Genomic DNA, 25,229 nt, shown 5'->3' with positions numbered 1-25,229 from the left:
CGCCGATCACGACGCAAGCAGGCTCAACGCTTCTTCGTAGGACATCGCATTGACCGGGGCCAATACCGCAAGCCCTGTCAGTGCAGACCGGGCGGCCTTCGCCATCGCGCGCAAGAACTCGTCCTCCGCAACCGACGTCCGGCGCGCCACCTTCCCGACGCACGTGACCAGCATACGGCCAACCTTTTGCCGTTCGAAAATCAGTTCGACGGGCATATCTGGAAACCTGGTTGAAACACGATTCCGGATACGGAAGTCGCCGAGCATCGTGCAGATGTACACCCACAGCTGGTCAACGAGATCCCACTGAGCTTGGCCGCAGATCTCGACCCCGTTGATCACCAGCTCGATCGCGCCTTCGATGTAGTCCGAATCCGGCACCGAAGCCCCCGGAACCGAAGCATCCGACAGCAGCGTAAAGGTCCCGTCGGACTCGCGCAGCAGGGTGCGCACCTCGATCATGATTCTCCCATTTCTTCAGTGGGGGTAGAACTGGCCAATCCGACCATTGTTCAGCCCCACGGTGTAGGTTATTCCATCAACTGTACCTTCTATCTGGTACATGCCGCCAGTCCCCTTGCTGATCAGCGTGTCCCGGTTCTGCGCCAGCACTCTTTCGATGGTGCTCTGAAGTTCATCGATGGTCATGCTCTCACGAAAGAAGCTCTGATTCTCCTTGACCGAACCGTCCCAATACTTCGGGTGGTGCCGAATCAGGAAGTGGTCCATCCCCTTCTTGTCGAGAAGGAACTGCTCGCGGCCGAACTGCATCTGCTTGTTGGCGAAATTCTTCAGCACTTCCAAACAGGCGAGGTTATGGACGAGGACGTCTCGACCGCCCGCCTCGACGTAGTACGTATGCATCTCCTCGACAGAGAGATTGTAGACGACTTTTTCCTCCTCGTACGACCGAAGTGCGCTGACCGTCACCGGCCGGTCCTTCCGGTCGTGCAGGCGGTCACCAATGCGCAGATGATCCGCGGGCGCCCAGAGCCGTCGATTCTCGACCCAGAAGGGGTGCCCGGCTGTTGCGTGGATCGTGGCGCCGTTGTCTGCTGTGACGTCGACCAGATCCTTGCGCCCGGAGCCGACGATAACCGCCGAGACCGGACGTGTCCCCGTCCGCCCTGTAATCGGATCGGTCGTGATGACTGCGTCACCGGCCTTGACGTCTTTGATCGGACGATGGCTGCCATCCGCGAGCAACACCGGTGTCGCGGGGCTGAAGCTGTTCGGCACGCTCGGACACCGGGCTTCCGCCGCCGTGACAACACCACGCATCTGTTCCAGGAACTTCTGGCCGGTCTTGGCCTCGTCGAGGAACTTGGTCAGGCCTCCGCCGACCTTGGCGATGGCCGCCACAACTTCCGGAACCTTCCCGGCCATCGAGATCAACGTGCCGACGTTGAGTACCGTCCAGAGACAGGCTGCGACATCGCCCTCGCCGAAGCACCTTTTGGCGTCGGTATAGCCGATCAGATCCAGCAGGGTCTGCCCGCCGTTTTGGACGAGGTAATCGATGATCCCCTTTTTGGTCTGCTCCCGCGCAGCGAGGTACCGGTTCACGAGTTCTTCCCCGCCGTCGGAGAAGAGCGCGTCGATGTCTTCACCCGTCGGATCTGGACCGGCATCGTCCAACCGCTGAACTTGCTTGGCGCGTTCAGCTGCCTTCCGTTCCCGTTCCGCTTGTTCCGCGCGGTCGGCCGCGTGGCCGGCGTCGATGGCGTGCTGCAGTGCGTCACGCGCAGCTTGGGCGGTGTTGTCCGCGTGGGTTTGGGCTTCGGCCGCGGCCTTTTCCGCTGCAGTCGCGTCGGATTCGGCGCGGCTGGCTGCACCGCGGGCGGCGGCAGCGTCGGATTCCGCGCGGTTCGCGGCAGCACGCGCGGCGGCTGCGTCGCGTTCAGCAGCGGAGGCTGCTTTCCCGGCGATGGCAGCGTCGTTGCTGGCGGCGTTGGCCGCGGCACGCGCTTTGACCGCGTCGGCGCGGGCCTGGGCGTCTGCGTCGTGGGAGCGAGCGGCAGCGGCGCGAGCCGCAGCACCGTCGACCGCGGCATCGGCGGCGGCCTTCTGGGCTTCCGCCGCCGACTTCGCGGCAGCGGCCGAGGAGTGCGCCGCGGCAGCGGAGGCATCGAACGCGGGTTTCACCTCGCCCGCTGCCCGGTCGGCGGCGTCTTGGGCGCGTCGTGCGGCGTCGAGGGCTTCGGTCGCGCGTTGTTGTGCGGCAGCGGCCTGTTCGGCGCCGATGGCTTTGGCCTGGTTCGCGACCAGCACGACGAAGTCGGCGTCGAGGTCACCGCCGCTGAACGGGGCAACCACGGTGATCGCGGTGTTCGCGGGATCGGTGATCGCCGTGGAGGAGTTCTTCGCTGCTGACGCGGCCTTCACCGCCAATCCGGCCTGGGTGGCGGCAGACACGGATTCGGCTGCTGCTGCGTCGGCTTCGGCTTTGGTGCGCTCCGCCGAGCGTGCGGCCTGGATCGCTTCGTCCGACGCCCGTTCTGCGAGCGCCATGGCGTTACGGGCGGCCTCGGCTGCTTGTGCTTCGGAGAAGGTGGCGTCGGAGGCGGCAGCGTCGGCTTTCAGCCGGGCCGCATGAGTCGCGGCGGCTTCGGCCTCCGCCCGGTTCGCTGCCGCATTCGCCCGCGCCGCCGCTGCTGCTGCCTGCTGCGCCGCAGCCCGCGCCCGAGCGGCGTGCGCACCGGCCTCGGTCGCCGCCGCGCGAGCACCCGCCGCCGCGCCGGTCGCGGTGTTCGCCGCGCCCCGCGCGGCACCCGCGGCATTCCGCGCGACCCCCGCCGCGCCGCGGGCCTCGTCCGCAGCATCCTGTGCCGGCTTCTGATTCTGGCCGCCCCGAGCCGCTGCGGCCATCGAATCCATCGCCGCGGCGCGGGCCTCAGCCGCCCGCTGGTCGCGTTCGGCCTGATAGGCATGGTCCCGTGCATCCGCGGCGTTCCGTTCCTCACCACGCGCGCGGGTCTCCGCATCAGCGGCCCGCCCGTTTGCCGCGTCCGCGGCGCCACGGGCCCCGGCCGCGATCCCCGCCTGGCGGGTGGCCTCCGCGCGTGCGGAGTGCGCGACCGCGGCCTGCTGATCCGCACGTGACCGTGCCGCTGCAGCGGCCGCACGCTCCCGCTCCGCCTTCTGACGGGCAGCCGCCGCGTTCGCGGCTTCACGTTCGGCGGTGACCCGCGCGGTCCGGGTTCGTTCGGCCGCGGCCCACGCCTGAGCCTCAGCGGACTCGGCTGCCTGACGAGCTGCCTTCGTCCGTGCAGCGGCGTCTTTGGCCGCGTCCGCCTGCACCCGGGCCGCATCGGCGAGCCGCGCTGCGGCCTTCGCGTGTTCCTCGGCGTGCAGACGCCATTGGTGTGCTTCGGCGGCGTGCCGTTCGGCCTGTTCCTGGGCGTTGCGGGCCTGATCGGTGAACGCCGTCGCGTCGATCGTGTGCGCGGCGGTCTCCGACGCACTCACCGCGGCCTGCGCGGCATTGGCCATACCCGTGGCCATCTGCGCCCACTGCACGCCGTAGGTCAGGCCGGTCTCGACCAGAATGTTCGCCTGCACCTGCGCCGACGCCGATGCCCGCTGCGCGTCCTCGCCGGCCTGACGGGCATACCCGAGCTGACGGGCGACCTCGTTCTTCTGCCGGTCGAACGCATCCGCCGGATGCTTCCCGCCCGCGGTGTTCGCCGCCAGGATCTGGGCAGCGGTGCGTGCCTCGTTCCCCGCCAGCACCAACGCGTTCGCCGACTTCTCCAACGCCCGGACACCATTGCCGTGCGCCACCAGCAGATTCCGGCGCGCCTGCGTGGCTCGCGCGGACCGGCGCGCCAGATCAGACAGTTCCTCAGCCGCCTTGATCCGTGCCTCTTCGTCCTTGAGCTGCTGTTCCCGCGTGTCCGCGTCGGCCTTGGCCGCCACCAGATACCCGGACTTCAGGAATTCCGTGATCGCCGCGTCACCAGCGTCCAACGCCGCCTGCGCGGCGCGCTGCACCGCTGGACCGGCCGCGGCGGTCAGCATCAGCACCCGGGCGCGAGCCCGATCCCGCAACTCCTGCTCGCCCTTGGCCGCATCCGCGTCACGCTGGTTCGCGATGTCCTTGCCAAAAGCCAGAAAATCACTGCGGTCATACACGCTGCCCGCAAGCACCCGCTCGACTTCGGCCTTGAGGTAAGGGCCACCCGTGCCCCGCAATGCCTCCACCTCGGCCAGCTCGCGACGCGCGATCTCATCCTTACGAGCCCGCGCCCGCGCCTGTGCCTCCGCATTACCATGGTCGAGGAACTCCATGATCGCCGCGCTCCTGCCCACGGCCAGTGCGGCCGCCGCCGCTTCACGAACCTCCGGTTCCTCGGCCAGCTCCGCGTTGTCCACCACAATCTGGCGCAACCGCGGATCACCCCGATCCGGCACCCCGGCCGAACCGTCCCACTCCCGATACGGATCCGACGGCATCGGCCGCGCCGGGTCCTCCACCGCCGGCTGATCCGCAGCGGCCGCGACCCGGCCTGGTGCGGCCGTCGCGGCACCCGGCTGGACCACCCCGGCCAGCACCGCGAACGCGATAAAGAGCAAGAAAAGTCTTCGGGCGTGTTTCAACGCAGTCCCTCGGGATCGAGTGCGCCACAGCGCACACTTGAAAATACGGAAGGGTCGTGCTCGTGCGTTTGGGGCGATCGGTTCAGACGGCGGCGCGGACCCGCTGCTCGCCGTCTTCGGCCTGCTGCAACAACCCGGCCCAATACCGAGCCTGCTGCGCGGCCTGCGTGCTCTCGTCGGTCCACTCGGCCTGGTTGTCCCGCGCCGGACCGGTCATTGCGGCCCAGTTCGGACCGCTCCCTGCGTTCGCCGCGGCCAGTACCGTGGCCCAGTTCGCAGCCTGCTTGTCGGCCAGGCGCTGAGCCTCGCCCCAATACGACCGGGCCGGCCCGGTCTGCTCGCCGACTGCCTGCCACGCCCGTACCGCCGCGGACTTCGCCCGCTCGGCCTGATCTCCCGAGGCATCCCGTGCGGCCTGTTCGGCCGCCGCCGCGTCACTCAGCAAACGGGAAAGTGCGGCCCGCCATCGCATTTCGTTGTCGGCGCTGCGCCGGCGGTGCGTGTCCAGGTCGAGCTTCGCGCCGAACGCCCACCCACTGGCGAAGAAATCGACCACGTCGCTGTCGGTCGCACCGACTCGCACCGCGTACGACGCGCTCACCCGCACCTGCTCCCCAGGATCGTGGGCCGCAAGATCACGCACGAACTGCCGGTCGGCCTCGGCCAACGCCCTTGCCTGCTTGCCTGTGGTCTCGCGGGCAGTCCTGTCGCGCTGCTTGGCTGCCTCGAAACCGCCGTGCGCGAACCGCTCACGTTCGGCGTCGTCCGGGCTGTTCATCGCTTTCTGCGCGGCAGCGTGCACCGCTGGGGAAAACTCCGCCGGGTACGTGGCCAGCACCCACTTTACGAAATCCGTATTACGAGCCTTCTTCTCCTCCGATAAACGCACCGCATACGCGTAACCAGAGTCCATGAACTGCCGGATCGCCGCCTCCGGCGCCTTCGACAACACCGCCTGCCACGCCGCGATCCGCACGATCGACCGTGGATCGTTCATCGCCAGATGTCGCACCCACGCCTTCTCCGCGGCGAAATCCTGGACACCGGCCGTTGCGGCCACCGCCACCGACGACGACCCGGACACACCTAACGCGACCGTCACCGACAGGCAGACCGCAGACAGCACAAAGCGCGCACGCATCCGTTTTTTCCTCCCCTGGGACCGCGGACCGAAACACCTAACGCGGACAAACAAAAATTAGTGAAACAACCCAACACGCACAAGCGAGACGATCATCACCAACCACCACGTAACGAACCGGCGAGCCGCGACGATCATGGGAATCCGGCCGCCCCGGATCCGGCGGGCCGACGACGGTTCATACGCCAAGTCCCGGCTCCGGCGCGACGCACTCATCGATGCCAGATCACCCCAGGGTGCCGGCAAAGTCGGTGTGAGGGGCCCTGCGCAGACGGTGGAGGTCTGTGAAGGTCCGTGAAGGTCTGTGAAGGGGCCCTTCACAGACTCAGAGTCCGTGAAGGGCCCCTTCACAGACCCGAGACAGGTCCGGCGCACTCCGCGAGGTGGTCGCGCCTCGAATACCTCCGCATCGCCCGCTGCCGGGCGCAATCGATCGATATGGCAGGCGCCGTCGATGATGACGCGGCAGCCACGGCTCTCGCTCTGCTGATCACGAGTCCTCGACCACCTTTGCCGGGACCCTGCGAATCACCCGCCCGCGCGTAATCCGGCTGCGCGATGCGCCCGGGATCTGGCAGGCTCACGGTCGTGAAGATCTTGTTCGCCACCGCGCCCGGGTACGGGCTAACCCTGCCGATCATCCCCCTGGTGTGGGCGGCCCGTGCGGCCGGGCACGAAGTTCTGCTTGCTACCGCCGCCGAAGTGGCCGAAGCCAGCGCGGGCGCCGGGCTGCCGGTGTCCGATGTGTTCCCGCACCGGGACGTCTGGCAGGACCTGGTGGCCAGCGTGACCGGCGACGATACGGACGAGGCCGCCATGCCGGAGGAATACCGGCTGGCCCGCCGCGGAAACGGGCCGTTCGCGCTTTTTACCGCGACCATGACCGAAGGCACCATCGAGGCGGGCCGCGCGTTCGGCGCCGAGCTGGTGGTCACCACCTCCGACCACGCGACGGGCATGCTCACCGCAGCCGCGCTCGGCGTGCCGGTGCTCGAAGTGGGCAACCGGGTCTCCTGGTCGATGCGGGACATCGACTGGCGCACCGGACACCAGGACATGTCCGGTGAGGACGAAGTCACCCGCGTGATGCGGGAGAAGCTCGGTATCGGCCAGGCCATCGCGCGCCCGATCGCCCGGATCGACCCGCGCGCGCCCAGCATGGGCGGGCTGCACCCGCAGGACGAGCATCCCGACGAACGCGACGGCGTGCCGTGGTGGCCCATGCAGTTCGTGCCCTACAACGGCGGCGCGGTGCTCCCGGAATGGGCGCTGTACCGGCCCGAACGCCCGCGGATCGCGGTCACCCTCGGGACCGTGGTGCCGAGTGTGAACGGGGTCAGCAGCCTCGCCGCGGTACTGGCGGGTCTCGGCGGGATGGACGTCGAAGTCGTGCTCGCCGCGGGCACCGCCGACCTGAGCGAATTGGGCGAACTGCCGGCGAACGTACGCTCGGTGGGCTTCCTTCCGCTGTCGGCGTTCCTGCCGTCCTGTTCGGCGATCGTGCATCACGGCGGTTCCGGCACCACTGCCGCGCCGCTGTTCTACGGTATCCCGCAATTGATCCTGCCCGGCTTCGCGGACAATCCGGTGTCCGCGCAACGCGTCGTCGACCGCGGTGTGGGCCTGTCCCACGACCCGGCCACCGTCGACGCCGACGCGGTGCGGTCCATGGTCCAGCGGTTGCTCACCGAGGACTCGTTCGGCAAGGCAGCCGCCGAAGTCCGGGCGGAGATGGCCGCCCAGCCGAGCCCGGCCAGCGTCCTGGCACGCGCGGTCGAAGCGCTGAACCGAAGGCTGTGAAGGGGTCCTTCAGGGACTCAGAGTCCCTGAAGGACCCCTTCACAGCGCAGCGGTGGTCGTGAAGGCGCTAGATCGCCGTCTCCCCCTTGCCCAGCACCACGATCCCGAACGGGCTCACGTGGTAGTGCTCCCGGTCGCGGGCCAGATCCACGCCGATGTGCGCGCCGGGCGGCACCACCACGTTCTTGTCCAGGATGGCCCGCCGCACGACCGCGCCGCGGCCGACGCGGACGCCGTCCAGCAGCACCGAGCCCTGGACCACGGCGCCGTTCTCCACGAGAACGTCCGGCGACAGCACCGAATCGACCACCTGGGCACCGGAAATGATGCAGCCGTTGCTCACGATCGACTGCGTCGCCGTGCCGCCCTCCACGAACTTCGCCGCGGCGCGCTGGCCCGGATGCGCCAGGATCGGCCACTTCCGGTTGTACAGATTGAAAATCGGCGAGGTGGAGATCAGGTCGGTGTGCGCGTCGTAATAGCTGTCGATCGTCCCGACGTCGCGCCAGTAGCCGTGGTCGCGGTCGGTTTCGCCGGGTACCACGTTGCCGGTGAAGTCGTACACCGCGGCCTCGCCCTTGGCGACCAGCGCCGGGATGATGTCGCGGCCCATGTCGTGCTTCGAGCCGGGGGCGCGCGCGTCCGCCCGCAGCGCGTCGAGCATCACCTGCGTGGTGAACACGTAATTGCCCATCGACACGTAGGACTGCTCCGGCGAGTCCGGCAGGCCCGGCGGATCCTCGGGCTTCTCCAGGAACGCGTCGATCCGGGTGCCGTCGGCGGTCTGGATCACGCCGAACGGGCGGGCCTCCGAGCGTGGCACCCGGATCCCGGCCACGGTGACCCCGGCGCCGGAAGCGATGTGCGCGTCGAGCATCTGCCGCGGATCCATCCGGTAGATGTTGTCCGCGCCGAACACCGCGATGTAGGCGGGTGATTCGTCGTGCACCAGGTTGAGGCTCTGGTGGATGGCGTCCGCGCTGCCCTGGAACCAGTGCGGGCCCAGCCGCTGCTGCGCGGGCACCGGCGTGACGTATTCGCCGGTGAGCGAGGACAGCCGCCAGGTGGTCGAGATGTGCCGGTCCAGGGAATGCGATTTGTACTGGGTGAGCACGCAGATCCGGCGGATCCCGCCGTGCACCAGATTGGACAGCACGAAGTCGATCAGCCGGTGCACCCCGCCGAAGGGCACCGCGGGTTTCGCCCGGTCGGCGGTCAGCGGCATCAGCCGCTTGCCCTCGCCGCCGGCCAGCACGATGCCCAGCACCTCGGATCCGTCGATCACGAAAGCCTCCCGCACGCCTCGTAGACCGCGACCGTCGCGCCGGCGATTGCGGCCCAGCCGAACTGTCTCACGGCCCGGTCCCTCCCGGCCAGGCCCAAACGGGCCGCCCGGGCGGGCTCGGCGGCCAGCTCGTTGATCCGCGCCGCGAGCGCGGTCTCGAACGCCGCCGGCTCGGTCTCGTCGTAGTGCACCAGCAGCCCGGTCGCGCCGTCTTCGACCACCTCGGGGATGCCGCCGACATCGCTGGCCACCACCGCGGTGCCGCACGCCATCGCTTCCAGGTTCACGATGCCGAGCGGCTCGTAGACCGACGGGCAGACGAACACCAGCGCGTGCGTCAGCAGCTGCACCACCTCGGCCCGGGGCAGCATTTCCGGGATCCACCGCACGCCGGACCGCTTCGCCTGCAGATCCGCGACGAGCCCGCGGAATTCCGCGTCCAGCTCCGGGGTGTCCGCGCCACCCGCGCACAGGATCAGCTGCACGTCCTCGTCCAGCTCAGCACCCGCGCGCACCAGATGCGGCACGCCCTTCTGCCGCGTGATCCGCCCGACGAACAGCGCGTACGGCCGGTCTGAGTCGATACCGTGCTTCGCAAGCACGTCCCTGTCCGGGTCCGGCCGGTACAGCCCGGTGTCGATGCCGTTGTGCACCACGTGCACCCGCGCCGGATCGATGTCCGGGTACGCCGTGAGTACGTCACGTCGCATCCCCGCGCTCACCGCGATGATCGCGTCCGCCGCTTCGTAGGCTTCGCGCTCAATCCACGACGACACCCGGTAGCCGCCGCCCAGCTGCTCAGCCTTCCACGGGCGCAGCGGTTCCAGCGAGTGCGCGGTGATCACGTGTGGGATCCCGTACGTCAGCTTCGCGAGATGCCCGCCCAGATTGGCGTACCACGTATGACTGTGCGCGAGATCGTGCCCGGCGAGCACGTCCGCCATCGAGACGGCGATGTCCATCGTCGCGAACGCGGGCTGGCTGTAGCCGTACGCGTCGCGGTGCCCGTGGGCGCCGTCCGACCGGTCGGGACCCCAGCAGTGCACGTCCAGGTCGACCAGCGACCGCAGCTCCCGCGCGAGGAACTCGACGTGCACCCCCGCTCCCCCGTAGACGTCCGGCGGGTACTCCCGGGTGAGCAGGCCGACCTTCATAACCCGACCCTAGACGCCCTGCCTGGCCGTCCGCAGTACAGGAAGCGAACGATGATCAACGACTGCCGAGCACGACAGTGGCGCCGAGGTCCGCCGAGTGTTCGACACGCGCGATCAGCCCGGCTCGGCGCGCCTCCGCGGCCGCGGCTTTCGCCTGCTGCTCACTCGTTTCAAACAGCACGTGCCCGCCGGGCGCCAGCCACGACGGCGCTTCCGCGACGACTCTGCGCAACAGGGCCAACCCGTCGTCCCCGCCGTCCAGGGCGGTCCGCGGTTCGTGATCACGGGCTTCCGGCGGCAACAGACGGAGGTCTCCGCTGGGCACGTACGGCACATTCGAGATCAGCACGTCGACGTGGCCGCGCAAACGCGACGGCAAGGGCTGGTAGAGATCGCCCTCGTACACCGCCCCTGGCACGTTCTTCCGCGCGCACCGCACTGCCGCGGGCTCCACGTCGGCGGCGTGCAGTTCGATGCCCGGCACCTCAGCGGCGACCGTGGCCCCGAGCGCGCCGGAACCACAGCACAGGTCGAGCACCACCGAACCGGCCCGCGCGAACCCCGCGGCCAGCCGGACCAGCAGCTCACTGCGGTGCCGCGGCACGAAAACGCCCGGCGCCACGACGAACCGCCGTCCCACGAACTCCGCCCAGCCGAGCAGGTGTTCCAGCGGCTCCCCCGCCGCGCGGCGGGCGACCAGCGGTCCGAGCGGTTCGCCGGATTCCACCAGCAGCTGTGCCTCGTCCTCGGCGAACACACAGCCTGCGGCACGCAGCCGCGTCACGATCTCGGAGTAGTCCACCCGTCCGCTATTCCTTGTCATCCGACCACGAAAACCACTGCCACCAGGCAAGAATTCCCGTCCCGATCCATCCATTGAGGACTGTTCACGGCACCACCACGACCGGCCAGGTCGCGGCGCGGACCAGCCGGTTGCCGACCGAGCCAACGAGCCGGTGCCCGCCCTGCTCGGACGCGCCGACCACGACCAGGTCGGCACTCTCGTCGAGAGCGGCCTGGCGCAGTTCGGGGAAGGTCTCGCCGCGCCGCACCATGAAGGTCACCGGCACCGACAGCTCGTGCGCACGGGCGGCCAGCTCGTCGCGCAACTGCTTGATCTCCTCCTCGAAAGACCGCAGCTGTACGTCGACCACTGCCGCCGCGGCGAGCCCGGTCCACACTCTGGGCGAAGCGACGTACACGACCACCAGCCGCGCTCGCTGACGGCGGGCGAGACCGGCCGCGTACGCCGCCGCGCGCAACCCGGTCGGCGACGTGTCCACCCCGGTCAGGATCACCCGCGGTCCATCGGTACCTCGTTCGTACGGACCGGGCTCCCAGCGCGGGCCGTACTCCTCGACCAGTTGCTCCACCGGGCCATTATCGCCATACGCGGGCGGAAAATCGCATCAGGCAGAAGTGAGTCCCCACAGCCGGCCGCCTGCTGGTAGCGTGCCCGCGTTCGGTTCGCCGTCCCCCGCGACGTGTACTTCGTCCCGGAGCTACCCCGCAACGCCACCGGGAAGATCGTCAAGCACCTGTTCGGCGACGATCTGTAGCCGCTGCCGGATCCCGGCCTCAGCGCGCCCGCTTCGCCGCCCGGGACACTGCTGCGGCCAGCGGGGGCGAGTCGAGCTTCCGCTGCTGCCAGTACAGCGGCACGTCGGCAGGGTGGTCCGGGGCCAGGTCGGTGAGACCGGGGCCTGGCACCTGCAGTTCCGGCACCATGCCCCAGACGAGGCCAGCCGCCACCGCGTCTGCGAAGGACGCCGAAGCGGGGACGTAGTGCCGCACCGGTTCCGCGCCGGCCCGCCGCGCTCGGCGTGGCCCGTGGGGTCTCCTCTTCGGCTACGGCGTGCGGATGCTGGTTTCCGCGGGATGAACCGGCAGCCTTCCGGCGAACCGGACAATCGACGTCGCCAATAGCTCTTATTGAGAGCTAACTTGCGGATATGCCCGCGAATGTGCTCGCCGAAGACCTGATGACCGCCGTGCTGCGGATCCGCCGCCTGGTACGGCGGCGGTTGCGGGGTGAGCTGCCCGGCCCGCATCTGCCCGCTTCGCACGTGGAACTGCTGCGAGTGGTACACCGCGAGCCGGGGATCGGAGTGGCCGCGGCCGCGCGGGAGCTGAACCTGGCCGGGAATTCGGTGAGCACGCTGGTGAATCTGCTCACCGAGCGCGGATTGCTGCGCCGCGAGGTCGATCCGGCCGATCGGCGGGCCGCACGGCTGCACGTCACCGGCGCGGCGGTGCGGCGGATGACCGCCTGGCGGCAGGCGCGGATCGGACTGGTCGCCGAGGCACTCGATCGACTGTCCGAAGAGGACACCGCGGCGATCACCGCGGCCCTGCCCGCACTCGGCAGGCTCACCGCGCTCCTTGATCCGGTGGAGGAGGGCAGATGATCACACCATCGCGGTGGCCTGCTCATGCGGCCGACCGGATGCGGACATCCTGCAGGACACCGCACCACATGTCTGCACCATCCCGACAACCCGCTCATGTGGCCCACCAGACGCAGGCATCCTGCAGAGCGCCGCATCACATGACCGCACCATCCCGGCGACCCGCTCACGCGGCCAACCAGATGCGGACATCCCGCAGAACACCAGACCGCATGACGACACCATCGCGGCGACCTGCTCGCGCGATTGACCAGATGCGGATGCCCCGCAGAACACCGCACCACATGATCACACCGTCCCGACAACCCGCCCACACCACCGACCAGATGCAGGCATCCCCCAGAACACCAGACCACATGACCACAGCATCCCAACCCGTCCCGCGAACTCTGGAGGAGGCATGAACGAGCCCGAGGCCGCCGTCCGGTGCGCGGGGGTGCGGCATGCGTTCGGTACCACGCGCGCGGTGGACGGGGTCGATCTGGAAATCCGCCCCGGCGAGGTGTTCGGCCTGCTCGGCCCGAACGGAGCGGGCAAGACGACCACGATCCGGGTGATCACGACATTGCTCACCGCCGAGGCGGAGCAGGTCAGCGTGTTCGGGATCGACGTCACGCGGCGGCGGATCGACGTCACGCGGCGGCGGATGGCGGTGCGGCGGCGGATCGGCTATGTGCCGCAGCAGCTTTCCGCGGACGGCGCGCTGACCGGGCGGGAGAACGCCACGTTGTTCGCCCGGCTTTTCGACGTACCGAGGGCGCAGCGAACCGCGCAAGTGCGTCTTGCTGGGCGCTACCGCGCTCGCGCTCACGATCGCATCGGCCTTGCTGGGCAGGCTGGCGCGATGACACTTGCGTCACATCAACGCCCGCACACCGCGTTCTCACCGCCGCGGGCTTAACGTGGGTACGTGGCTCGTCGCAGGGGGGTAGCCCCATTCCTCGGATTGTGCGTGCTGGCGGGGGTTCTCTTCGCCGGCACGCTGGCGCCGGTGGCGATCGGCGCGGGTGTGCTGTCCAATCAGGTCAGTGACTCGGTCGACTCGATCTCCGCGGATCTCGCGCACGCGGATCCACCACTGGTCACCACGGTGACCGACCGGACCGGCGCGCCGATCGCGACTTTGTACGCGCAGTACCGCATTCCGGTCACCCCGGCACAGATCTCCCCGGCGATGAAGGCCGCGATCATCGACATCGAAGACCGCCGGTTCTACGCCGAGGGCGGCGTCGACCCGCAGGGCATGCTGCGCGCGGCGGTCAAGGACAGCACGGGCGGCAATCTGCAGGGCGCCTCCACGATCACCCAGCAATACGTGAAGAACTACCTGGTGAACGTGGTGGACCGCACCAACAAAGCGGCGCAGCAACAGGACAAAGAGGACTCACTGGCCCGCAAGCTGCGCGAGGCGAAGATGGCCGTGCAACTGAGCGCGACCGTACCGAAGGACCAGGTCCTCGCGAATTACCTGAACGTGGTGGAATTCAGCGGCACGGTGTACGGCGTCGGCGCCGCGGCACAGGCGTATTTCGGGACGACAGTGGACAAACTGACCGTCGTGCAGTCCGCGCTGCTGGCCGGGATGGTGAACAACCCCAACGTCTACAACCCCTACACGCATCCGGCCAAAGCGCTCCAGCGGCGCAACACCGTGCTCGACGCCATGGTGTCGGCCGGGTCGATCCCCGCCTCGTACGGGGCCACCGCGAAAGCTGCTCCGCTCGGCGTCGTCGGGGCGAAACCGGCGGCCCCGTCGAGCACCTGCATGGGCGCGGCGCCGGACGCCGGGTTCCTGTGCGCCTACGCCGTGCGTTACCTGGAGCAGTCCGGGTTCACCGCGGACCAGATCGACACCGGCGGCTACACCGTGAAGACCACCCTGGACCCGCACGTGAGCCAGGTGGTCAAGGACGCGGTCAACGCGAACGTGCCGACCACCCAGGACGGCGTGGCCAACACCTTCGCGGTGGTGCAGCCCGGCGGCGACGGGCATCAGATCCTCGCCATGGTCGCGAACCGCAACTACGGCACCGATCCGGACCAGGGCGAGACGTCCTCGAACATCGTGGCCGACGCGAGCAACAAGTTCGGCGCCGGTTCCTCGTTCAAGATCTTCACCTCGGCCGCGGCGATGGCGGCGGGCAAGGCCGGGCTGAACACGCCGCTGACGAACCCGTTCAGCGACTGCTTCACCCCGCCGAACGCGAACCAGTACACGCACTGCTATCCGGTGAGCAACGACGGCACCGGTTACCCGAACCCGATCTCGCTGGCCGACGGGCTGGCCACCTCGCCGAACGTGGCGTTCGTCGGGCTGGAGGCGCAGGTCGGCATGCCCGCGATCCTGGACATGGCGAGCAAGCTGGGGCTGCGCACCACGATGGCGACCAACGACGCGGGCACCAAGCCGATCACCGACCCGGCCGACCAGCGGTCGAAGAACCCGCAGTACGACGAACCGCAATCGCAGTATTTCGAGAACCTGCTGTCGTTCACCCTCGGCAACAGCCCGGTGAGCCCGCTGGAGATGGCGAATGTGTCGGCCACCCTGATGAGCGGCGGGACCTGGTGCCCGCCGGATCCGATCCTCACGGTCACCGACCGCAACGGCGCACCCGTGCCGGTCAAGCAGCAGTCCTGCGAACAGGTGATCCCGCCGGGCTTGGCGAACACCCTGGAGGCAGGACTGAGCCGGGACACCACCGCGGGCACTTCGGCCGCCGCCGCGCGCAACGCCGGCTGGACCCACCCGGACATCGGCAAGACCGGAACCACGCAGGAGAGCGAATCGGTCGCCTTCATCGGCGGTGTGGACCACTACGCGGTCTCGTCCATGGTCTTCGCGGACGGCCCGCGCCCGCAGGAGATCTGCCCCGGCACGCCGGTCCACCTCGGCACCTGCGGTCACGGCGCGTTCGGTGGCACGGTCGCCGCGCCGCCGTACTTCACGGCGATGACCACGCTGCTCGCCGGGCAGCCGGACGTGCCGATCCCGGCGCCGGACCCGCAGTACCTGGACGCGCACTGAACCCACGGCACCACCGGCGGCCCCATATAGCGTCTTCCTGACGGTCGTAATGCGTATTACAGTACGCAGTGTCCGCGCCCGCCGGGAGGTCCGCCGTGCCGTTGCTGCCGAGTGCCCACGTCGACACCTTCTGCCGGGACCACCTGCCGCCGCGCGCACAATGGCCGCGGTTGCGGTTCGAGCTGCCCGAACTGCAGTACCCGGACCGGCTGAACGCGGCCACCCGGCTGGTCGACGGAGCGGTGCGGCGCTGGGGCGCCGACCGGCGCGCAGTGTTGTCCCCCACCGATTCCTGGACGTACGGCGAGCTGCTCGCGCGAGCGAACCAGGTGGCGGGCGAGCTGAAGGCGCTCGGGGTCGTGCCGGGCAACCGGGTGCTGCTGCGCGGGCCGAACACGCCGTGGCTGGCCGCGTGCTGGCTGGGAGTGCTCAAGGCGGGGGCGGTCGCGGTCACCACGATGCCGATGCTGCGCGCGCACGAGCTGACCAAGATCGTCGAGACCTGCGCACCCGTCCTTGCGCTGTGCGATCACCGTTATCCGGACGAGCTGGCGTCCTTCGGCTTCCCCGTCGTCGCCTACGGCAGCGTCGCGGCCGACGATCTCGCCGCCCGTTGCCGTGCCCGGCCGGACATCTTCGCGGACGTGGAAACGTCGGCCGACGACGTCGCGATCCTCGCGTTCACCTCGGGCACCACCGGACGGCCCAAGGCGACCATGCACTTCCACCGCGATCTGCTCGCCATCGCCGACACATTCTCCCGGCATATGGTGCGCCCCGAACCCGGTGACCTGTTCTGCGGCACTCCCCCGCTGGGGTTCACCTTCGGGCTCGGCGGGTTGCTGGTGTTTCCCCTGCACGCCGGTGCGGCGACGCTGCTCATCGAACGCGCCGCGCCGCTGGAGCTGGCCGATCTGGTCGCCGGCCACGGCGTGACGGTGCTGTTCACCGCACCCACCGCGTATCGCGCGATCCTGGCGTCGGACCGCAGGCCGTTGCTCCGGGGCCTGCGCCGCGCGGTGTCCGCGGGCGAAGCGCTGCCCGCATCGGTGGCCACCGATTTCCACGAGGCCACCGGACGCCGGCTGATCGACGGGATCGGCAGCACCGAGATGCTGCACGTGTTCATCTCCGCCGCCGACGAGGACGCGCGCCCCGGCGCCACCGGCCGCGCCGTCCCCGGCTACCACGCACGGATCGTCGACGACGAGGGCCACCCGGTACCCGACGGCACGCCGGGGCGGCTCGCCGTGCAAGGTCCGACCGGCTGCCGTTACCTGGCCGACGACCGGCAGACGGTGTTCGTCGAGGATGGCTGGAACCTCACCGGCGACACCTTCGTACGCGACTCCGACGGCTATTTCCACTACCGCGCGCGCAGTGACGACATGATCGTCTCATCTGGTTACAACATCGCCGGACCGGAAGTAGAAGAAGTGCTCCTGCATCATCCCGACGTGCTGGAATGCGCCGTGGTCGCGGCACCGGACGAAGCACGTGGCTCGGTGGTGGCCGCGTACGTGGTGCTGGCCGAAGGCGCCGAGGCCGGTCCGGCCAAGGTCGCCGAACTGCAGGACTTCGCGAAATCCCTTGCCGCACCGTACAAATACCCGCGCCGGGTGGAGTTCGTCCCCGAGCTGCCGCGCAATCCCAGCGGCAAGGTGCAGCGGTACCTGCTCCGCCGCCGCGCCGCCGAGTCACGTGCCCCAGAGTCCAGTCCGTGAAGGGCCCCTTCACGGCATTTCTGCGGTGCGGGCGTCGCCGAGGTTCCAGCCGAGTGTCACGACGGTGCCGCCCGCGCCGGTCCGGACGTCCGCCCGGTCGGCGCTCGCGTGCAGCAGCAGGAGCCCGCGGCCGCGGACCGGGACCGGGGTGCGGTCCTCACCGGCGGGGCGCCAGCAGCCGTGGTCGGTGATCACCAGCTCGACCTGGTCGACGTGCAGAGTCGCGTCGAGGTCGACGTGGCCGGGTTCGCCTTCGCGGTAGGCGTGGTCGGCGACGTTCGCCAGTGCCTCGTACCCGGCCAGCACGATGTCGTGCGCCCGGTCGACGGGAATGCCCGCGGACAGCGCCCATTCCAGCAGGCGGTGCCGCAGGGAACGCAGGGCGAGCGGCTCGGCAGGCACGCCGTGGAGGCTCAGCACGTCGATGGCGGAAGGAACGGGCAATGCTCAACCGCCCGTTCCGGCGACCCCGGCCAGCGCCTGGTCGACCGAGGGGAACAGCTTGATCCACTCGTCGAGGCCGGTGCTGGTGAACGGCCGCGTGGTGATCGTGGACGTGCTCACCACGCGCAGCGCCCCCGTGTCCAGCTTGCCGTGCGCGCCGGCCAGCACCTGCAGCCCGGACGAGCTGAGGAAATCCACCTCGCGCAGATCGACGACGAGTACGCCGGGCCCCCCGTCGAGCACGCCGCCGACCGCTTCGTCCAGCTCCGGCGCGGTGACCAGGTCGATCTCCCCACCCACGGTGAGCACCGCGGCCGGACCCCGCCACCGGACGCTGACCTGCAGCTCGCCGCCCGCCCCGTCCCCGGAAACCGTCACCCGTCCGATGGTGCCGCAAGCGTGGGCGGAGCGCCAGGCGACAGCGGGCCTGCGTGCGCTGCGGCCGAGATGGGCGGTCGTATGGCCGGCCGTCGAAGTTCCGCTCCACGAAGTACTGCTGCAACTCGGGGCGGAGACTTTCCAGCAGGAACCGCGCGTCCCCGAGCACGGGGTAGTTGCGCAGGACCCGCTGGACGACGCCGTACCTTCCGGTCGTGGCCAACGCGAGCAGCAGCAGGGCCGGGAGCGACCACCACAGCGAGCAGCATTGCCCCGGCCGCGAGCAGCGCGAACCCCGCGACCGCCCCGAACCGGACAACGCTGAGTCTTGCCACGGCGTCGAAACTCATCGCCGTGGCGAGACCGCGCAGGGCGGAATCCACTTCGGACCGAACGGGGTTCAGCCGAGTACCGCGGCGGCCGGGCGGGTTCGGCCGGAGGACAGCTGGTGCGAGCGGTGGGCGAGGAAGATCATCACCGTGGGGACGAGCAGATCGGAGACCAGGACTCCGCCGGTGTTGCCGGGCGCGTGATCGCCGTTGGCGAACCATTGGTAGACGTGGCCGATCAGCGCGCCCCACAAGAACATTCCGGCGCCGAGGCCGACCGTGATCCGTTCGCGCGAGGTGGCCGAGGACGAGGCGGCGCGCAGGCCCAGCACCGCGAGCCCGAGGTTGGCGAAAGCTATCTCGAAGGTGAACGGGGTCCGCGCGAAGCCGATCGCCGTGGCCATCACGTCCGGGAAGCCGAGGAACGCGATCGTCATCCACAGGCTGCCGCAACCGAGCGCGACGATGCTCCACCACCGCTGCCAGGTTTCGAGCGTCGCCTGCCGGGAGGGACTGTGCCGGGTGCGGATCAGCGCGCCGGCCACCGCCACCGCGGGCCAGATCAGCGGGACCGCGGTCTGGAGAAGGTACGAGGTTTCGGTCATGACTTGAGTCTTGCATGGTTAATATTAACTCGTCAAGACTCCGGTATGCTGTCCCGCGTGGACGATGGATTGGCCGATGCCCTGCATCGCGTGGTGTACCTGCTCGGCGAGGCCACCCGGCGGCGCGTCGACGACTCCGGCGGGCTCAGCTACAGCCAGCTGCGGCTGCTGGGCATGCTGGAGGAGATCCAGCCCGCGACCCAGCACCAGCTGGCTCAGGCACTCTCGGTGTCCGACCCGGCGATCAGCCGCGCCCTGCGCCCGCTCGAAGCCGCCGGCCTGGTCCAGGTCCGCCCCGACCCCGCCCACGGCAGGCGGCGCCTGGTCGCCGTCACCGAAACCGGCCGCACCGCCTTCCACGACGGCGGGAAACCGCTCTACGACGAACTCCGCGCCGCCCTGCTGGCCGCCGGATTCCCGTACGAGCAGTACTTGCGGGACACGCTCCGGCTGGCGGAGTTGCTCGGTCCAAAGCTGTGAAGGGGCCCTTCACAGACTCTGAGTCTGTGAAGGGCCCCTTCACAGACCGAAACCGGTCCGGCAGCCACGGGTCTCCCTGCCGACCACGGGTCCTCGGCCAACTTTGCCGGAACCCTGGACTTTGAACCGACACATGACGACGTCACGAGCGCCGACCAATGCCTTGTTCTGTTCAGATCTGACGAAATCAAGCCTCTGATTGCACCCCATGAGCCGGTCAGACCTAGGATGAGGACATGCTGATCCGCTTCGAGGTGTCGAACTACCGGTCGATCGCAGCTCCCGCGGAGCTGTCCATGGTCGCGATCGACCGGGACCGCGACGCGGCGCGAGAGCAGCCGATGCTGAACGAGAGCCTGCTGCCGGTCGCGGCCGTGTTCGGCCCCAACGCCTCCGGCAAGTCCACGATCATCTCCGCTCTTACCTGGGTTCGCGACGCCGTTCGATATTCTCTGCGCGCATGGGACGACGAGATCCCCATCGAGCCGTTCGCCTTCGGCGCCGGCCCGGCCTCGCCCAGCGAGTTCACCGTCGAGTCCGTCATCGACGGGATACGTTTCGAATACATCGTGGAGCTGGATGCCCGCAAGGTCCACTACGAAGGGCTATTTCATTACCCCGAAAAGAAACGTCGGCGAATTTTCGAGCGAGAACACACGGACCTCAAGCTGCAACGCGGACTCGGCAGAATCTCCGGAACCCGGGAACTCCTCACCGAAAGAACTCTCGCTCTGTCGATCGCGCGCCGATTCGACGAGCCCTTGGTGTCCGGCTTCGCCCGAAGCATCTTACTCACGCAGACTCTCGGCTCAGCCCCGCGGAGCGCTGCACTGCGCCGGAATCGCGACGGACGGCAATTCTTGCCCTATCCAGAAAAATCGACCTTGCGCTGGTTCGAAGAATCCGACCAGCCGTCTCTGTTCGACGACGGGACCTTGCCCGCCGGCCGCACCGATCGAGATCGCGCCCTGGCGCTGCTCCGGCTCGCGGACCTGGGCATCGACGAGGTCATGATCGACGCGCCGAGCGGACCGGGCGCGCTCGCCCGGCGGATCCGGCTGGTCCACCGCAGTGCCGAAGAACGGACCCCGCTCGAGTTCACCGCGGAATCCGAAGGAACCCGGACCTGGTTCGCGCTCATCGGACCGGTGCTGAACGCCCTGCAGGAGGGATCGCTGCTGCTCGTCGACGAACTCGACGCCAGCCTGCATCCCACACTGTCGGCGCAACTGATCCACTTGTTCCAGGACCCGGACACGAACCCGCGGGGGGCCCAGCTGATCTTCACCTCCCATGACACCAGTCTGCTCAACCACCTCAACCGAGACGAGGTCTGGCTCACCGAGAAGGACTCGGCCGGGGCGACGAGGCTCGGCGCCTTGGCCGAGTTCGCCGGGGAGCGAGTGCGCAAGTCACAGAATCTGGAGACCGCCTACCTGCACGGCCGGTTCGGCGCGCTCCCCCAAGTCGATCAAAGTGAGCTTCTCCGTTCGCTCGGCTTGATCGGCTGATCGCGGTGTCTCCTCGCCGAAGGCAAGCCGCCTCACTCAAGCGGACCACCGCCGCCCGGCCGGAGCGGCGCACGATCGTCGTCTTCACCGAAGGCAAGAACTCCGAGCCCGACTATGTCAACGGCCTCAAACAGCTCCCGCACATCGCCCGGAATGTCGCCCTCAATGTGGAGTTGCATCCGACCCACGGAGTCCCGCTCAAGCTGGTGCGTCTCGCGGTCGAGCGCAGCGCGGACCCGGAAATCGACGAGTGCTGGTGCCTGTTCGACGTCGAATGGCCGAGAAACCACCCGAACCTGGAAGAGGCCAGGGCGCTCGCCCGAAAACACGGGATTCTGCTGGCCATCACGAACCCGTGCTTCGAACTCTGGCTGGTGCTGCACTACCAGGATTTCGACAAGTTCTGCACCACTGCCGACATCGAACGGATCAGCCGCGGCCTCGACAAGCGCTCCGGCAAGAGCCTCGAAGCCGCTCAGTACCTGCCGTCACGCGCGAAAGCCGCACGGCGTGCCCACAACCTGGAGAAACGCCATCTCCGGGACGGCACTGTCTTCCCGCACGACAACCCGTCGTCCGGGATGGCGAAGTTCCTCACCGCGGTCGAAGGCGCCGCAACCCGCGCCGGCGACCCCTGACCCACGACTGGAACCTCGGCTCCCTCTCTCGTCGCGACCGTGTCCGTGAAGGGCCCCTTCACAGCGGCACGGCAGGCGGTCAGTACGCCAGGTTCGGCCGGAGCCAGCGCTCCACCTCGGCCAGCTCCATCCCGCGCCGTGTGGCGTAGTCCTCGACCTGGTCGCGGCCCAGCCGGCCGACGGTGAAGTATCGCGACTCCGGGTGCGCGAAGATCAGGCCGCTCACCGCGGCGGCCGGGGTCATCGCGTACGACTCGGTGAGGCCGATGCCCAGCTCGGCGGCGCCGAGGAGGGTGAACAAGTCCTGCTTCTCGCTGTGGTCGGGGCTCGCCGGGTAGCCCAGCGCCGGGCGGATGCCCCGGAAGCGCTCCGCGTGCAGGTCTGCCAGCTCCGGTTCGGCGTCCGGTTCGAACCAGCGGCGGCGGGCCTCCAGGTGCAGGTACTCGGCGAACGCCTCGGCGAGACGGTCGGCCAGCGCCTTCACCATGATCGCGCGGTAGTCGTCGTGGTCCGCCTCATAGTGCGCGGCCAGGGTCTCCGCGCCGTGGATGGCGACCGCGAAACCGCCGAGGTGGTCGCCTTCGGGGGCGATGTAGTCGGCGAGGCAGCGGTTCGCCCGGCCTTCCGGCTTTTGCGTCTGCTGGCGCAGCATCGGGAACCGGAAGTCCGCGTACTCGCCTTCCAGGAGGATGTCGTCACCCTCGGTGTGGGCCGGCCAGTAGGCGTAGGCACCGCGGGCGTGGAACGAACCACGCTCGATGATCTCGTCCAGCAGCCGGTTCGCGTCGTCGAACAGCTCCCGCGCCACCGGCTGGTCCAGGATCGCCGGGTACTTGCCCTTCAGCTCCCAGGCCAGGAACAGGAACTGCCAGTCGACCAGCTCGCGCAGCTCGGCGATCGAAGGCTCCCGCACGCACACCCCGGTGAACTCCGGCACCGGCAGCCCGGCGAACGAAACCTCCTCCTTGTTCGCCCGCGCCTGCGCCAGGGTCAGCAACGGCGTGGTGTGGCGGTTCGCGTGCTGCTCACGCAACCGCTGCTGCTCGGCACGGTTGTTCGCGTCCAGCGCGTCGGCGCGGTCGGTGTCGAGCAGATCGGACACCACGCCGACCACCCGCGACGCGTCGAGCACGTGCACCGTGCTGTGGTCGTACACCGGGGCGATCTTCACCGCGGTGTGCTGCTTGGAGGTGGTGGCCCCGCCGATCAGCAGCGGCAGCTTCAGCCCGCGCCGCTGCATCTCCGTGGCGACCGAGACCATCTCGTCCAGCGAAGGCGTGATCAGCCCCGAAAGCCCGACGACATCCGCGTGCTCGGCCACCGCAGTGTCCAGGATCTTCGCCGCGGGCACCATCACGCCGAGGTCGATCACCTCGTAGTTGTTGCAGCCCAGCACGACGCCGACGATGTTCTTCCCGATGTCGTGCACGTCGCCCTTCACCGTGGCGAGCACGACCTTGCCCTGGCCGCGGGAGGTCTCGATGCGGCCCTCGGCCTTCATCTTCTCCTTCTCCGCCTCCATGTAGGGCTCCAGGTAGGCGACCGAACGCTTCATCACGCGCGCGCTCTTGACCACCTGTGGCAGGAACATCTTCCCGGCGCCGAACAGGTCGCCGACGATCTTCATGCCGTCCATCAGCGGACCCTCGATCACCTCGAGGGGCCGGTCGAAGGACTGCCTCGCCTCCTCGGTGTCCTCCTCGATGAAGTCCACGATCCCATGCACCAGCGCGTGCGAAAGCCTTTCGGCGACCGGGTTTTCGCGCCAGGACAGATCCACGACCCGCTTGGTGCCGCTGCCCTTCACCGTCTCGGCGAACTCCACGAGCCGGTCGGTCGCGTCCTCGCGGCGGTCGAAGAGCACGTCCTCGACCAGCTCCAGCAGATCCTTCGGGATGTCCTCGTACACCGCGAGCTGGCCCGCGTTGACGATGCCCATGTCCAGCCCCGCGCGCACGGCATGGAACAGGAACGCCGAATGCATCGCCTCGCGCACGACATTGTTGCCACGGAAGGAGAACGACAGGTTCGAGATCCCGCCGGAGGTGTGCGCGCCCGGACAGCGCTCCTTGATCAGCGGCAGCGCGTCGATGAATTCCTTGGCATACGCGTTGTGCTCGCTGATACCGGTGGCCACGGCGAGCACGTTGGGGTCGAAGATGATGTCCGTACCGTCGAAACCGGCCTGCAGGGTGAGCAGATCGTAGGCCCGCGAACAGATTTCCACCTTGCGCGCGGCGGTGTCGGCCTGGCCCTTCTCGTCGAAGGCCATCACCACCACGCCCGCGCCGTAGTCGCGGATCCGCCGCGCCTGCGCGAGGAACGGGCCTTCGCCCTCCTTCAGGCTGATCGAGTTGACCACACCCTTGCCCTGCACGCAGCGCAGCCCGGCCTCCAGCACGCTCCACCGCGAACTGTCGACCATCACCGGGATCCGCGCGACCTCCGGCTCGGTCGCGATCAGGTTCAGGAAGGTGGTCATCTCCTGCTCGGATTCGAGCAGGTCGGCGTCGAAGTTCACGTCGAGCAGGTTGGCGCCGCCGCGGACCTGCTCCAGCGCGACGTCCACCGCGGCCTGGTGATCGCCCGCCTCGATCAGCTTGCGGAACCGCGCCGAACCGGTCACGTTGGTGCGCTCGCCGATCATCACGAACCCGGTGTCCGCGCCGATCGTGAACGGCTCCAGGCCGGAGAACCGGGTGGCCGGGGCGAGCACCGGCACCGGCCGCGGCGGGACCTGCGCGACCGCCTCGGCGATCTTCGCGATGTGCTCCGGGGTGGTCCCGCAGCAGCCGCCGACGATGTTGACCATGCCCGACCCGGCGAACTCGCCGAGCGCGCCGCCGGTCTGCTCCGGGGTCTCGTCGTAGCCGCCGAACGCGTTGGGCAGCCCGGCGTTCGGGTAGCAGGCGGTGTAGGCGTCCGCGATCTTCGCCAGCTCCTCGGCGTGCGGCCGCATGTCGGCGGCGCCCAGCGAGCAGTTGAGGCCGACCACCAGCGGCTTGGCGTGCGCGATCGACTGCCAGAACGCCCCGACGGTCTGCCCGGAGAGCGTGCGGCCGGACAGGTCCACGATGGTGACCGAGATCCACAGCGGCAGCTGTGGCGCGACCTCGCGGGCCGCGGTGATCGCGGCCTTGCAGTTGAGCGTGTCGAAGATGGTCTCGATCAGCAGCACGTCCACGCCACCTTCGGCGAGCGCGGCGATCTGCTCGGCGTAGGCATCCTTGACCTGTTCGTAGGTGACCGCGCGGTAGGCCGGGTCCTCGACCCGCGGCGACAGCGACAGCGTCACGTTGAGCGGGCCGACCGAACCGGCCACGTACCGGCCGCCGAACTCGTCCGCGGCCTGGCGGGCCAGCTGGGCGCCACGCAGGTTCATCTCGCGCACCTTGTGCTCCAGGCCGTAGTCGGCCTGTCCGATCGAGGTGGCGGTGAAGGTGTTGGTGGTGGTGATGTCCGCACCCGCGGCCAGGTACTGGCGGTGCACGTCGAGCACCACGTCCGGGCAGGTGAGGTTGAGCAGGTCCGGATCGCCGGTGACGTCCTTGGGATGCCCTTCGAGCCAGTCGTCGCGGTAGTCCGCGGGCGTCAGGCCGGCGTTCTGCAGCATGGTGCCCCATGCGCCATCGAGCACGGCGATCCGCCGATCGAGCAGGGCCCGCAGGTTCTCGGTCATGCCACCTCCGCAGCTGAAGTCACGGA

At 69.0% G+C, this 25,229-nt stretch carries 20 protein-coding genes; 8 read left to right on the top strand and 12 right to left on the bottom strand.

The window, feature by feature from the left end; translation table 11 throughout:
• Window positions 1-6 precede the first annotated feature (6 nt).
• From ATK36_RS01650 to ATK36_RS01640, 3 genes are all read right to left on the bottom strand, one after another.
• A complete protein-coding gene (locus tag ATK36_RS01650; RefSeq protein WP_098509508.1) occupies window positions 7-462 on the bottom strand; it encodes a hypothetical protein in 456 nt (151 codons plus the stop codon).
• 15 nt (window positions 463-477) lie between these two features.
• Window positions 478-4,575: a polymorphic toxin-type HINT domain-containing protein gene (locus ATK36_RS01645; protein WP_098509507.1), complete on the bottom strand. Its 4,098-nt coding sequence runs from the start codon at window positions 4,573-4,575 to the stop codon at window positions 478-480.
• 106 nt (window positions 4,576-4,681) lie between these two features.
• Window positions 4,682-5,740, bottom strand: coding sequence for a hypothetical protein (locus tag ATK36_RS01640; RefSeq protein ID WP_245914162.1), 1,059 nt, complete (start codon window positions 5,738-5,740; stop codon window positions 4,682-4,684).
• A gap of 588 nt (window positions 5,741-6,328) precedes the next feature.
• Here ATK36_RS01640 and ATK36_RS01635 point away from each other — a divergent pair.
• Entirely contained in the window at window positions 6,329-7,540 is a 1,212-nt protein-coding gene (locus ATK36_RS01635; protein WP_170069540.1) for a glycosyltransferase, read from the top strand.
• Window positions 7,541-7,607: 67 nt separating this feature from the next.
• Here the strand turns inward: ATK36_RS01635 and glgC are convergent, their stop codons facing one another.
• The 5 genes from glgC to ATK36_RS01610 all read right to left on the bottom strand — a co-directional run bounded on the left by glgC (window position 7,608) and on the right by ATK36_RS01610 (window position 11,773).
• Window positions 7,608-8,825, bottom strand: a complete 1,218-nt coding sequence (gene glgC, locus ATK36_RS01630) for a glucose-1-phosphate adenylyltransferase (RefSeq protein ID WP_170069539.1) — start codon at window positions 8,823-8,825, stop codon at window positions 7,608-7,610.
• The gene (gene glgA, locus ATK36_RS01625; RefSeq protein ID WP_098509506.1) at window positions 8,822-9,979 is read right to left on the bottom strand and encodes a glycogen synthase; all 1,158 of its coding nucleotides are present in this window, start codon (window positions 9,977-9,979) and stop codon (window positions 8,822-8,824) included. The genes glgC and glgA overlap by 4 nt, the downstream gene beginning before the upstream one ends.
• Window positions 9,980-10,034: 55 nt before the next feature.
• Window positions 10,035-10,802, bottom strand: a complete 768-nt coding sequence (locus tag ATK36_RS01620; protein ID WP_098509505.1) for a putative protein N(5)-glutamine methyltransferase — start codon at window positions 10,800-10,802, stop codon at window positions 10,035-10,037.
• Window positions 10,803-10,866: 64 nt separating this feature from the next.
• On the bottom strand, window positions 10,867-11,352 hold the full coding sequence (locus ATK36_RS01615; RefSeq protein WP_098509504.1) for a universal stress protein: 486 nt from the start codon (window positions 11,350-11,352) through the stop codon (window positions 10,867-10,869).
• 205 nt (window positions 11,353-11,557) lie between these two features.
• Complete coding sequence (locus ATK36_RS01610) at window positions 11,558-11,773, bottom strand: ArgP/LysG family DNA-binding transcriptional regulator (RefSeq protein WP_387001278.1); 216 nt, start codon at window positions 11,771-11,773, stop codon at window positions 11,558-11,560.
• 158 nt (window positions 11,774-11,931) lie between these two features.
• Between ATK36_RS01610 and ATK36_RS01605 the strand changes: the two genes are divergently transcribed.
• The 4 genes from ATK36_RS01605 (at window position 11,932) to ATK36_RS01590 (ending at window position 17,139) form a co-directional block, all read left to right on the top strand.
• The gene (locus ATK36_RS01605; RefSeq protein ID WP_098509503.1) at window positions 11,932-12,387 is read left to right on the top strand and encodes a MarR family winged helix-turn-helix transcriptional regulator; all 456 of its coding nucleotides are present in this window, start codon (window positions 11,932-11,934) and stop codon (window positions 12,385-12,387) included.
• A gap of 400 nt (window positions 12,388-12,787) precedes the next feature.
• Window positions 12,788-13,288, top strand: a complete 501-nt coding sequence (locus ATK36_RS01600; protein ID WP_245914160.1) for an ATP-binding cassette domain-containing protein — start codon at window positions 12,788-12,790, stop codon at window positions 13,286-13,288.
• Between the two features lie 9 nt (window positions 13,289-13,297).
• Window positions 13,298-15,415, top strand: coding sequence for a transglycosylase domain-containing protein (locus ATK36_RS01595; protein WP_170069538.1), 2,118 nt, complete (start codon window positions 13,298-13,300; stop codon window positions 15,413-15,415).
• 95 nt (window positions 15,416-15,510) lie between these two features.
• A complete protein-coding gene (locus ATK36_RS01590; RefSeq protein ID WP_098509501.1) occupies window positions 15,511-17,139 on the top strand; it encodes an AMP-binding protein in 1,629 nt (542 codons plus the stop codon).
• Between the two features lie 9 nt (window positions 17,140-17,148).
• On the opposite strand, the gene ATK36_RS01585 is transcribed toward ATK36_RS01590, so the two are convergent.
• The 3 genes from ATK36_RS01585 to ATK36_RS01570 form a co-directional block, all read right to left on the bottom strand.
• Window positions 17,149-17,583: an ATP-binding protein gene (locus tag ATK36_RS01585; RefSeq protein ID WP_098509500.1), complete on the bottom strand. Its 435-nt coding sequence runs from the start codon at window positions 17,581-17,583 to the stop codon at window positions 17,149-17,151.
• 3 nt (window positions 17,584-17,586) lie between these two features.
• Entirely contained in the window at window positions 17,587-17,961 is a 375-nt protein-coding gene (locus ATK36_RS01580; protein WP_098509499.1) for an STAS domain-containing protein, read from the bottom strand.
• 400 nt (window positions 17,962-18,361) lie between these two features.
• Entirely contained in the window at window positions 18,362-18,895 is a 534-nt protein-coding gene (locus ATK36_RS01570; protein ID WP_098509498.1) for a DUF6790 family protein, read from the bottom strand.
• Between the two features lie 57 nt (window positions 18,896-18,952).
• Here ATK36_RS01570 and ATK36_RS01565 point away from each other — a divergent pair, with 57 nt between their 5' ends.
• From ATK36_RS01565 to ATK36_RS01555, 3 genes are all read left to right on the top strand, one after another.
• Entirely contained in the window at window positions 18,953-19,375 is a 423-nt protein-coding gene (locus tag ATK36_RS01565) for a MarR family winged helix-turn-helix transcriptional regulator (RefSeq protein ID WP_098510257.1), read from the top strand.
• A 236-nt stretch (window positions 19,376-19,611) separates the two neighbouring features.
• Complete coding sequence (locus ATK36_RS01560) at window positions 19,612-20,886, top strand: AAA family ATPase (protein ID WP_098509497.1); 1,275 nt, start codon at window positions 19,612-19,614, stop codon at window positions 20,884-20,886.
• Window positions 20,887-20,891: 5 nt separating this feature from the next.
• Window positions 20,892-21,524, top strand: a complete 633-nt coding sequence (locus ATK36_RS01555; RefSeq protein ID WP_098509496.1) for an RloB family protein — start codon at window positions 20,892-20,894, stop codon at window positions 21,522-21,524.
• Between the two features lie 79 nt (window positions 21,525-21,603).
• On the opposite strand, the gene metH is transcribed toward ATK36_RS01555, so the two are convergent.
• Window positions 21,604-25,203 carry a methionine synthase gene (gene metH / locus ATK36_RS01550; RefSeq protein ID WP_098509495.1) on the bottom strand — a complete coding sequence of 1,200 codons (3,600 nt, stop codon included), beginning with the start codon at window positions 25,201-25,203 and terminating at the stop codon, window positions 21,604-21,606.
• Window positions 25,204-25,229: the final 26 nt, after the last annotated feature.

This window comes from Amycolatopsis sulphurea, from assembly GCF_002564045.1.
Lineage (GTDB): Bacteria > Actinomycetota > Actinomycetes > Mycobacteriales > Pseudonocardiaceae > Amycolatopsis > Amycolatopsis sulphurea.
Note: the sequence above shows the minus strand (reverse complement) of the source record. Positions and strands in the feature narration are given on the sequence as shown.

Excerpts from the sequence above, each read along its gene's own strand:
- ATK36_RS01570 (WP_098509498.1), bottom strand. The coding sequence starts at position 18,895 with ATGACCGAAACCTCGTACCTTCTCCAGACCGCGGTCCCGCTGATCTGG.
- ATK36_RS01560 (WP_098509497.1), top strand. The coding sequence starts at position 19,612 with ATGCTGATCCGCTTCGAGGTGTCGAACTACCGGTCGATCGCAGCTCCC.
- ATK36_RS01600 (WP_245914160.1), top strand. The coding sequence starts at position 12,788 with ATGAACGAGCCCGAGGCCGCCGTCCGGTGCGCGGGGGTGCGGCATGCG.
- ATK36_RS01650 (WP_098509508.1), bottom strand. The coding sequence starts at position 462 with ATGATCGAGGTGCGCACCCTGCTGCGCGAGTCCGACGGGACCTTTACG.
- ATK36_RS01605 (WP_098509503.1), top strand. The coding sequence starts at position 11,932 with ATGCCCGCGAATGTGCTCGCCGAAGACCTGATGACCGCCGTGCTGCGG.
- glgA (WP_098509506.1), bottom strand. The coding sequence starts at position 9,979 with ATGAAGGTCGGCCTGCTCACCCGGGAGTACCCGCCGGACGTCTACGGG.
- metH (WP_098509495.1), bottom strand. The coding sequence starts at position 25,203 with ATGACCGAGAACCTGCGGGCCCTGCTCGATCGGCGGATCGCCGTGCTC.
- ATK36_RS01640 (WP_245914162.1), bottom strand. The coding sequence starts at position 5,740 with ATGCGTGCGCGCTTTGTGCTGTCTGCGGTCTGCCTGTCGGTGACGGTC.
- ATK36_RS01620 (WP_098509505.1), bottom strand. The coding sequence starts at position 10,802 with ATGACAAGGAATAGCGGACGGGTGGACTACTCCGAGATCGTGACGCGG.